7 protein-coding genes and 1 pseudogene are annotated in these 10,228 nt (G+C 72.9%); 2 read left to right on the forward strand and 6 right to left on the reverse strand.

Annotation, left to right across the window (positions count from 1 at the left end; translation table 11 throughout):
• The 4 genes from miaB to recA form a co-directional block, all read right to left on the reverse strand.
• The coding region (gene miaB / locus NBX02_RS18215; protein WP_250292369.1) for a tRNA (N6-isopentenyl adenosine(37)-C2)-methylthiotransferase MiaB at positions 1-1,330 on the reverse strand (1,330 nt) is incomplete at its 3' end.
• Between the two features lie 101 nt (positions 1,331-1,431).
• Complete coding sequence (rny, locus tag NBX02_RS18220; protein WP_250292371.1) at positions 1,432-3,105, reverse strand: ribonuclease Y; 1,674 nt, start codon at positions 3,103-3,105, stop codon at positions 1,432-1,434.
• A gap of 269 nt (positions 3,106-3,374) precedes the next feature.
• Entirely contained in the window at positions 3,375-3,869 is a 495-nt protein-coding gene (locus NBX02_RS18225) for a regulatory protein RecX (protein WP_250285859.1), read from the reverse strand.
• Positions 3,870-3,885: 16 nt separating this feature from the next.
• Positions 3,886-4,923 (reverse strand): recombinase RecA, encoded by a 1,038-nt coding sequence (recA, locus tag NBX02_RS18230; protein WP_250285860.1) that lies wholly within the window; start codon positions 4,921-4,923, stop codon positions 3,886-3,888.
• Between the two features lie 40 nt (positions 4,924-4,963).
• On the opposite strand from recA, the gene NBX02_RS18235 reads away from it, so the two are divergent.
• Positions 4,964-5,146, forward strand: a complete 183-nt coding sequence (locus tag NBX02_RS18235) for a hypothetical protein (RefSeq protein ID WP_250292373.1) — start codon at positions 4,964-4,966, stop codon at positions 5,144-5,146.
• A gap of 18 nt (positions 5,147-5,164) precedes the next feature.
• Here the strand turns inward: NBX02_RS18235 and NBX02_RS18240 are convergent, their stop codons facing one another.
• Positions 5,165-5,359: a DUF3046 domain-containing protein gene (locus NBX02_RS18240; RefSeq protein WP_250285861.1), complete on the reverse strand. Its 195-nt coding sequence runs from the start codon at positions 5,357-5,359 to the stop codon at positions 5,165-5,167.
• Positions 5,360-5,414: 55 nt separating this feature from the next.
• Between NBX02_RS18240 and NBX02_RS18245 the strand changes: the two genes are divergently transcribed.
• Positions 5,415-9,848 (forward strand): Lhr family helicase, encoded by a 4,434-nt coding sequence (locus NBX02_RS18245; RefSeq protein ID WP_250292375.1) that lies wholly within the window; start codon positions 5,415-5,417, stop codon positions 9,846-9,848.
• 9 nt (positions 9,849-9,857) lie between these two features.
• On the opposite strand, the pseudogene NBX02_RS18250 reads toward NBX02_RS18245, so the two are convergent.
• A pseudogene (locus NBX02_RS18250) lies at positions 9,858-10,228 on the reverse strand (hypothetical protein); the annotation flags it as partial.

Below are 10,228 nucleotides of genomic sequence, written 5' to 3' on the forward strand. Positions count from 1 at the left end.
CCCACAGGTCACCGGCCCTGGTCCGCCGGTGGGCGAGCAGCGGGCCGTCCGCGACGAGGTGATGGGGCGCGCCCCGCGTGACCGCCGTCCGCACCACGTCACCGGGACGGATCAGGGTGGCCGACGGCGCGCCCAGATGGACCAGCCGGCCGTCCCGGGCGCGACCGGAACGCCGCCCGGTGGCGGCGTCCTTGCGCCCCTCCCCCTCGACGACGAGGACCTCCACCGGCTGGCCGACGAGCGCGCGGTTGCCCACCCAGGAGACCTCGTCCTGGACCGCCACGAGCCGTTCGTAGCGGTCCCGCACGACGGCCGGGTCGACCTGGCCGTCCATGGTGGCGGCCGGGGTGCCCGCCCGCGGGGAGTACTGGAAGGTGAAGGCCCCGGCGAACCGCGCCTGGCGCACCACGTGCAGGGTGTCGGCGAAGTCGGCCTCCGTCTCGCCCGGGAAGCCCACGATGATGTCGGTGGTGATGGCGGCGTGCGGCATCGCGGCCCGGACCCGCTCGAGGATTCCCAGGAAGCGCTCCTGGCGGTAGGAGCGGCGCATCCGCCGCAGCACCGCGTCCGACCCCGACTGCAGCGGCATGTGCAGCTGCGGGCAGACGTTCGGGGCCGTCGCCATCGCCTCGATCACGTCGTCGGTGAAGTCCCGTGGATGCGGTGAGGTGAACCGGACCCGCTCCAGCCCCTCGATCGTCCCGCAGGCGTGCAGCAGCTTCGCGAACGCCCCGGGATCGCCCAGCGACCGGCCGTAGGAGTTCACGTTCTGGCCGAGCAGGGTGATCTCGATGACGCCGTCGGCGACCAGCGCCTCGACCTCGGCCAGGACGTCGCCCGGACGCCGGTCGGTCTCCCTGCCCCGCAGGCTCGGCACGATGCAGAAGGTGCAGGTGTTGTCACAGCCGACGCTGATGCTCACCCACGCCGAGTGGTGCGTCGAGCGGCGGGAGGGCAGCGCGCTGGGGAAGACCTCCAGCGCCTCGACGATCTCGACCTCGGCCGCCGCGTTGTGCCGCGCGCGCTCGAGCAGCACGGGCAGCCGGTGCAGGTTGTGGGTGCCGAAGACGACATCCACCCAGGGCGCCCGCTCGGTGATCGTCGCACGGTCCTTCTGCGCGAGACAGCCGCCGACCGCGATCTGCATGCCCGGATGCTGCTTCTTCGCCGGGTACATCTGGCCAAGATTGCCGTAGAGCCGGTTGTCGGCGTTCTCGCGGACGGCACAGGTGTTGAACACCACCACGTCCGGCGTGGCATCCGTGGCCGCGGGCACGTAGCCGGCGGCATCCAGCATGCCGGCGATCCGCTCGGAGTCATGGACGTTCATCTGACATCCGAATGTCCGGACCTGGTAACTGCGGGGACTCACACAGCCAGCCTACGGCGCGGGCGCAACAGACACTTTCCACCACCTCTGACAGGCGGCCCCTATCGGGCGGTCTCGACGGCGCGGGTCTCGCGGACCACCGTGACCCGGATCTGGCCCGGGTAGGTCAGCTCGTCCTCGATCTGCTTGGCGACGTCACGGGCGAGTATGTGCGCGGCGATGTCGTCCACCTGCTCCGGGACGACCATCACCCGGACCTCGCGGCCGGCCTGCATCGCGAAGACCTTCTCCACCCCCGGGCGTTCCCCGGCGATCTGCTCGATGCGCTCGAGCCGTTTGACGTAGGACTCCAGGCTCTCCCGGCGGGCCCCCGGCCGTCCGCCGGAGATCTGGTCGGCGGCCTGGGTGAGCACCGCCTCGACCGAACGCGGCTCGACCTCGTTGTGGTGCGCCTCGATGGCGTGGACGATCTCCTCGTCCTCGCCGTAGCGGCGGGCGATCTCGGCGCCGATGAGGGCATGGCTGCCCTCCACCTCGTGGGTCAGCGCCTTGCCGAGGTCGTGGAGCAGGGTGCCCCGTTTGGCCAGCGCCGGCGGCAGCCGCAGCTCGGCAGCCATGATCCCCGCCAGGTGCGCGGACTCGATCAGGTGTGCCAGGACGTTCTGGCCGTAGCTGGTCCGGTACCGCAGCCGCCCGAGGATGGCGATCAGCTCGGGGTGCATCTCCGCGATACCGGTCTGCATGAGCGCGTCCTCACCGGCGCGCACACAGCGCGTCTCGACCTCGCGCCTGGCCCGGTCGTGCTCCTCCTCGATGCGGTGCGGGTGAATCCGCCCGTCTCCGACCAGGGCCTCCAGCGTGATCTTGGCGATTTCGCGGCGTACCGGATCGAAGCAGCTGAGCAGTACCGCCTCGGGCGTGTCGTCGATGATGACGTTCACGCCGGTGACCGACTCGAACGACCGGATGTTGCGCCCCTCACGGCCGATGATGCGGCCCTTCATCTCGTCGCTGGGCAGGTGCAGGACGGAGACGACCGACTCCGTGGTCGTCTCCAGGGCGACCCGCTGAATGGCCAGCGTAACGATCTTCCTGGCCCGTTCCTCACCCTGCTCCCGGGCCTGTGCCTCGATGTCACGGACCAGTACGGCCGCGTCCCGCCGGGCGTCGGCCTCGACGACCTTGACGATTTCGGCCCGCGCCTGGGCGGCGGTGAGCCGGGCCGCCTCCTCCAGCGTCCGGCGGCGTTCCTCCTCCAGGTCGACGACCTCCGCGCGCCGCCTGGCGAGTTCGGCCTCCCGGGCCGCCAGGTCGTGGTCCCTGGCCTCGATGTGACGGGCCTGTTCATCCATGGCGGCGGCGCGGGCCTCCAGCCGCTGCTCGCGCTGGGTGAGACGGGCGTCCCGCTCGTGCAGCTCCGCCCGCAGCGCCCGCACCTCCTCCTCGGCCTGCGTCCGGAAGGTCTCCGCAGACTTCCGGCCGGCCTCGCGCGCCTTCGCCTCGACAAGGGAGCCACGCAGCGCCAGCTCCGCATCGGCCCGCTCCCGCAGCGCCCGGGCGTTCTCCTCCGCGCGGCGGAGCAGGTCCGCGGCCTCCCGCTCCGTCTGCTCCCGCAGGCCGGCGGCCTGCCTGATGATCTCAGCGGCTTCGCCGGGCTCGGCCGTCGCCACCTCGGCGTCAGCGCCTCCCGAACGCAGGACGCGCAGGAGGAGCAGCGTGATTACTCCCAGACCCAGGAGCACGCAGACGGCAAGCACGACGAGGAGAACGCTCATCGGTCCTCCTCCCTCAGCCGGGATCGACCCGCGATCAGCGGGCCGGAACGGCGAGGGACTCACGAAACGGGCTGTTCCGGAACTCGTGAAGGCGTGTTGCCACCGACAAACGCCTGAGCCCACGCGGATGCGGCGGCGTCCGCAGACGTCGCGATCCGGGCCAGCCGCCCTCGTGTGAAGTTGTTTCGCACTATCGGAACCGCGTCACCGCGGGAGCCCTCTCACCTTTGCTGAGAGTAGGTCTGCGACTCATGGACGGTCAAGAAAAGCTAGTCAAGCGAACCATCCGCGACCTCCTCGGTGACCACTCGCACAACAAGATCGGACGGGTAGCCACGACGGCCGAGCAACGCGGCCAGACGCCGGGTGCGCACCTGGGCCGGCAGCCCTGCCATCGCCGGCATACGACGTCGCACCAGCTCCCGCGCGGCGGCCTCCTCGTCGTGGGTGTCCAGGTTGTCCTGGTCGGCGAGCGCCGCGGCGATGACCTCCACGTCGACCCCCCGACGGCGCAGCTCGTGCACGAGCCCGTGACGCCCCAGGCCGCGGTTCACCCGCGCGGAGGAGATCAACGCGGTGGCGAACGCCCTGTCGTCGACAAGACCCACCTCGGCCAGGCGGGCCAGCACCGCCCGCGCGGTATCGGGATCCACCCCACGCCGCGCCAGGGTGGCAGCCAGTTCCGCGTGGCTTCGCGGCCGGGCCTCAAGCTGACGCAGACAGATCTCCCGCGCTCTGGCGACCGGGTCCGCGGCCTCTTTCACAGGTCCGCGGCCTGTTTCACAGGTCGGCTGGCGGCGGGGACGCCGGATCCACGTCGAGCGTCGGCACCAGGCCGAGCTTTTCCTTGATTCGCTTCTCGATCTCGTCGGCGATGTCGGGGTTGTCCCGCATGAAGGAACGAGCGTTCTCCTTGCCCTGGCCCAGCTGGTCGCCGTCGTAGGTGTACCAGGCTCCCGACTTGCGGATGATGCCGTGCTCGACCCCCATATCGATCAACGAGCCCTCCCTGCTGATGCCGCCGCCGTAGACGATGTCGAACTCCGCCGTGCGGAACGGGGGGGCCATCTTGTTCTTCACGACCTTCACCCGAGTACGGTTACCCACGGCATCCGCCCCATCCTTCAGGGTCTCGATGCGGCGGACGTCCAGCCGCACGGAGGCGTAGAACTTCAGCGCCTTGCCGCCCGTGGTCGTCTCGGGCGAACCGAACATGACGCCGACCTTCTCGCGGAGCTGGTTGATGAAGATGGCGGTGGTCCCCGAATGCGACAGCGCACCGGTGAGCTTGCGCAGCGCCTGGGACATCAGCCTGGCCTGCAGACCGACGTGGCTGTCACCCATCTCACCCTCGATCTCGGCCCGGGGCACGAGGGCCGCCACCGAGTCGATGACGATGATGTCGATCGCGCCGGACCGGATGAGCATGTCCGCGATCTCCAACGCCTGCTCACCGGTGTCGGGCTGGGAGACCAGCAGCGCGTCGGTGTTGACCCCGAGCTTGGCCGCGTAGTCGGGGTCGAGCGCGTGCTCGGCGTCGATGAAGGCCGCGATCCCGCCGGCGGCCTGGGCGTTGGCGACCGCGTGCAGCGCGACGGTCGTCTTCCCGGACGACTCCGGACCGTAGATCTCCACGACGCGGCCACGCGGCAGCCCACCGATGCCGAGTGCCACGTCCAGGGCGATGGAACCGGTCGGGATGACCTGGACCGGTGGGCGGGTGTCGTCACCGAGCCGCATCACCGAGCCCTTGCCGAACTGCTTGTCGATCTGTGCGAGGGCGTTCTCCAACGCCTTCTCGCGGTCGAGTCCTGCCATCGGGGTCACTCCAGGCTGAGGTCGTCGATTCTTGGCCACGATGGCGACGGTAGGGGGCGGGTCCGACAATTTCGAGCGCCGGGCCGCGCCTGTGGACAACTGGACGGTCGAAGCAGCCACGATCAACAGCCTTTCTCACCCCACCGGGGCACCTCGCTACTCGACATCCACAGTAGGCGAACATGCGTTCGATGGCATCATCGACACGCCGTCGACACGCTGAGGCTCCCGGGATGGAGCCTCAGCGTTCGCGCGCGGGCACCCCGAACTCCTCGCACACCGCCCGCCAGACGTCCTTGGCGTCGTCACCGCGGGCGAGGGCCGCCTCGACCGTGGCCCCGCCGAGCCCGGCGACAACATGGTCGCGGGCAACCGACTCCGCGTACCCGGAGCCGAACTGCTTGTTCATTCGCGCCCAGAACTCGGTCAGCCGCACGGGTGCAAGTCTGCCCTTCCCGACAGACGGACTCGTGACAGGCAGACTCGAAGGCATGCCCGCGCCGTCCCCTCTCACGCTGTTCTCGGCCCCCACCCGGGCCTGGTTCACCGGCGTGTTCCCCGCGCCCACCCCCGCGCAGGCCGGCGCGTGGGAGGCGATCAGCCGCGGGGACGACGTGCTGGTCGTCGCCCCGACCGGCTCGGGCAAGACGCTCGCCGCCTTCCTGTGGTCGCTGGACCGCATCGCCCGCACCGGCCCTCCGGCCGACGCCTCCCGGCGCTGCCGGGTGCTCTACGTCAGCCCGCTCAAGGCGCTGGCCGTGGACGTCGAACGCAACCTGCGGGCCCCGCTGGCCGGGATCCGGGCCACCGCGGCGCGCCTGGGCCGGCCCGAGCCTGACGTGCGGGTGGGCATCCGCTCCGGTGACACCCCCGCCGCCGAGCGGCGGGCGTTCGGGCGGCTGCCCCCGGACGTGCTCATCACCACGCCCGAGTCGCTGTTCCTGATCCTGACCAGCCAGGCGCGCGAGGCGCTGCGCGGGGTCGAGACGGTCATCGTGGACGAGGTGCACGCCGTGGCCGGTACCAAGCGCGGCGCCCATCTCGCCCTGAGCCTGGAACGCCTCGACGCGCTGCTGGACACCCCCGCCCAGCGGGTGGGCCTGTCGGCGACGGTGCGCCCGGCCGAGGAGGCCGCGCGCTTCCTCGGGGGCGCCCGCGCGGTCACGGTGGTCCGCCCGTCCACGGACAAGACCCTGCGGATCGACGTGGTCGTGCCGGTGCCGGACATGACCCAGCTCACCGGCCCCAGCACCGACACGCGGCCGGCGGCGTCGATCTGGCCGGCCGTGGAGGAGCGGATCCTCGACCTCGTCCTCGCGCACCGCTCGACCATCGTGTTCGCCAACTCCCGCCGGCTGGCCGAACGGCTGTGCGCCCAGCTGAACACCCTCGCCACAGCGGAGGTGGCCCGGGCGCATCACGGCAGCGTCAGCCGGCAGCAGCGGGCGCTCATCGAGGACGATCTCAAGGCCGGCCGGCTGCCCGCGGTCGTGGCCACCTCCAGCCTGGAGCTCGGCATCGACATGGGCGCCGTCGACCTCGTCGTCCAGGTCGAGTCACCACCGAGCGTGGCCGCCGGCATGCAGCGGGTGGGACGGGCCGGGCACCAGGTCGGGGCCGCCAGCCGCGGAGTGATCATACCCAAGCACCGCGGTGACCTGCTGTCGTGCGCCGTCGTCGCCGAACGGATGCGCGACGGCGGGATCGAGCAGCTGCGCTATCCGCGCAACCCGCTGGACGTGCTCGCCCAGCAGATCGTGGCGATGGCCGCGATGGACCCCTGGCAGGTCGACGACGTCGCCGCGCTGGTACGCCGGGCGGCCTCGTTCGCGACGCTGCCGCCGTCCGCCCTGGATGCGGTCCTGGACATGCTCGCGGGCCGCTACCCCAGCGACGACTTCGCCGAGCTGCGTCCCCGCCTGGTCTGGGACCGGGCCACCGGCACCCTCACCGGCCGGCCCGGCAGCGGGCGGCTGGCGGTCACCAGCGGCGGCAGCATCCCCGACCGCGGCCTGTTCGGGGTCTTCCTGGTGGGTGAGAAGGCCAGCCGGGTCGGCGAGCTGGACGAGGAGATGGTCTACGAGTCCCGGGCCGGCGACGTCGTTCTGCTCGGGTCGTCGAGCTGGCGGATCGAGGAGATCACCCCCGACCGGGTGCTGGTGGCCCCGGCGCCGGGCCGGCCGGGCAAGCTGCCGTTCTGGCACGGCGACACGCTCGGGCGTCCCGCCGAACTCGGCCGCGAGATCGGCGCCTTCACCCGCGAGCTGGCCCGCCTCGACACCGGGCCGGCGCGCGAGCGCCTGCGGGCGGCCGGGTTCGACGGGTGGGCCACCGACAACCTGCTCGCCTACCTCGCCGACCAGCGGGCGGCCACCGGGCATCTGCCGGACGACCGGACGATCGTCGTCGAACGCTTCCGGGACGAGCTCGGCGACTGGCGGCTGGCAGTCCACTCGCCCGTCGGCGCCCCGGTGACCGCGCCGTGGGCGCTGGCCATCGCCGCCCGGCTGCGCGACCGCTACGGCGTCGAGGTGCAGATCATGCACTGCGACGACGGTGTCGTCGCGCGGATCCCGGACGCCGGCCTCGCCCCCACCGCCGACGTGGCCGTGTTCGACCCCGACGAGATCGACGCGCTCGTGCGGGCCGAGGTCGGTACCAGCGCGCTGTTCGCGAGCCGGTTCCGGGAGTGCGCGGGCCGGTCGCTGCTGCTGCCGCGGCGCACCCCCGGCCGCCGGACGCCGCTGTGGCAGCAACGGCAGCGCAGCGCCCACCTGTTGGAGGTGGCAGCCCGCTTCGACGACTTCCCCGTGGTGCTGGAGACCATGCGGGAGTGTCTGCAGGACGTCTTCGACGTCCCCGCCCTGACCGGGCTGATGCGTCAGGTCGCGGCCCGCACGCTGCGTGTCGTCGAGGTGGAGACCGCGGCACCCTCGCCGTTCGCCCGCTCGATGCTGTTCGGCTACGTCGCGGCGTTCATGTACGACGGGGACACCCCGCTGGCCGAACGCCGGGCCCAGCTGCTCGCGCTGGACAGCTCCCTGCTCACCCAGCTGCTCGGCCAGGCCGACCTGCGGGAGCTGATCGACGCGGCCGTGCTCGCCCAGGTGGAGGCCGAGCTGCAGCGCCTGGCACCCGGCCGGCGGGCACGTGACGTCGAGGACGTCGCCGACCTGCTGCGCGTGGTCGGCGACCTCAGCACGCCGGAGGCGCTGGCCCGCGGCGCGGCCCCGGCCCACCTCGCCGAGCTCGCCGACACCCACCGCGCGCTGCGGGTACGCATCGCCGGCGAGGAACGCTGGGTGGCCGTCGAGGACGCCGGCCGGCTGCGCGACGCCGTCGGCATCCCGGTGCCGGCCGGGGTGCCGACGGCCTTCACCGAAACGGTCCGCGACCCGCTCGGCGATCTGCTCGCCCGCTACGCGCGCACACACGGCCCGTTCGACGCCGAGGCGGCCGCCGACCGGTTCGGGCTGGGGGTGGCGGTGGTGACCGCCGGTCTGGAGCGGATGCTCGCCACCGGCCGGCTCGTCCGCGGCGAGCTGCGCCCGGGAGACACCGGAGAGCAGTGGTGTGACAACACGGTGTTACGGATACTGCGCCGACGCAGCCTCGCCGCCTCCCGCCGCGACGTCGAACCCGCCCCGACGGCGGCCCTCGGCCGCTTCCTGCCCGCCTGGCAGGGGATTTCACACGGCCGGGACGGCGCGCACGGCGGCAGCCACGGCGTCGACGCGGCGCTGCGGGCCATCGAGCAGCTGCAGGGCGCGCTGATGCCGGCCAGCGCCTGGGAGCAGCTCATCCTGCCCGCCCGGGTGGCGGACTACCAGCCGGGGATGCTCGACGAGCTGTGCGTGTCCGGTGAGGTGCTGTGGGCCGGCGCGGGCGGGCTGCCCGGCAACGACGGCTGGCTGGCCCTGGTCCTCGCCGACAGCGCCCCCCTGCTGCTGCCACCACCCGCCCCGGACGCGGCGGGCACCCCGCTGCACGCCGCCGTGCTCGAGGCCCTCGACGCGGGGGCCGCTCTGTTCTTCCGGACCCTCTCCGACCGGGTCACCAGCCTCGACGACGCCGCGCTCGCGGCCGCGCTGTGGGATCTGGTGTGGGCGGGCCTGGTCACCAACGACAGCCTCGCCCCGCTGCGGGCCTCGCTGGCCGCCCGCCGCGGCAGCCATCCGACCGCCCGGCGCAGCCCACGGTTACGCCCGGTCCGCTATTCCCGCCCGGCTGTCCCCCGCCCGCGCATGCCGTCACGGACCGGCCCGCCGACGGTGGCCGGCCGCTGGTCGCTGCTGCCCGAGCGGGATCCCGACCTGACCCTGCGCGCCCACGCGCAGGCCGGGACGCTGCTCGACCGGTACGGGATCGTCACCCGCGGCGCGGTCACGGCCGAGGGGCTCCCGGGCGGTTTCGCCGGGGTGTACCGCGTCCTGTCCGCCTTCGAGGACAACGGGCAGTGCAGACGTGGCTACTTCGTGGAATCCCTCGGCGCGGCCCAGTTCGCCGTCCCCGGCGCGGTCGACCGGCTGCGGGCGACGCCGGCGACGTCCGGCGCGACCGTGCTCGCCGCGACCGACCCGGCGAACCCCTACGGCGCCGCCCTGCCCTGGCCGGCCAGCTCTTCGGGACACCGGCCGGGACGCACGCCGGGCGCGCTCGTCGTGCTCGTCGACGGCGAACTGGCGCTGTACGTCGAACGCGGCGGCCGGACGCTGCTGACCTGGACCGACGGCCCCGGACGGGTACAGCCGGCGGTCGACGCCCTCGCGCTCGCCGTGCGGGACGGCTGGCTGGGGCAGCTGTCCGTGGAGAAGGCCGACGGCCAGGCCGTGCTCACCAGCGAGCTGCGCGCCAGCGAACTCGGGCAGGCCCTGGAACGCGCCGGCTTCCACCCCACGCCCCGCGGCCTGCGGCTACGGGCCTGAAGCCTGCGGCTACGGGCCTGAACCATCCCGCATGAGTTCGCGCAGGCCGTCGGCGAAGCCGCGCAGGGCTGCGGTCCCTCGCTCGAGCTCGCCGCCGCGCCCCATCCCCGGCATCCCCGGCCCCGCCGGCGACAGCGCCGACGGTGTCGAGGCGAGCAGGTCACTGGCCGCGGCCAGCATCTCGTCGAGAGCGTTCGCGGCGGTCGTCATCGCGCTCACCAGGCCCATGATCATGCTGGTGATCTCCGCGCGGCGGTCCGGGTCGACGACCGCGCGCGCCGCCGACTCGGCGGCCAGCACCCGGGCGGCCTGGCCGCGCAGACCGTCGACCACCTGGGCGGCCGACACCATCGCCGCGCGGACCGCCTCGGCGGCGGCCC

Origin of the sequence: Protofrankia sp. CiP1_Cm_nod1, assembly GCF_920888515.1 — a bacterium.
Taxonomy (GTDB): domain Bacteria; phylum Actinomycetota; class Actinomycetes; order Frankiales; family Frankiaceae; genus Protofrankia.

Excerpts from the sequence above, each read along its gene's own strand:
- NBX02_RS18245 (WP_250292375.1), top strand. The coding sequence starts at position 5,415 with ATGCCCGCGCCGTCCCCTCTCACGCTGTTCTCGGCCCCCACCCGGGCC.
- recA (WP_250285860.1), bottom strand. The coding sequence starts at position 4,923 with ATGGCAGGACTCGACCGCGAGAAGGCGTTGGAGAACGCCCTCGCACAG.
- NBX02_RS18235 (WP_250292373.1), top strand. The coding sequence starts at position 4,964 with ATGGCGACGGTAGGGGGCGGGTCCGACAATTTCGAGCGCCGGGCCGCG.
- rny (WP_250292371.1), bottom strand. The coding sequence starts at position 3,105 with ATGAGCGTTCTCCTCGTCGTGCTTGCCGTCTGCGTGCTCCTGGGTCTG.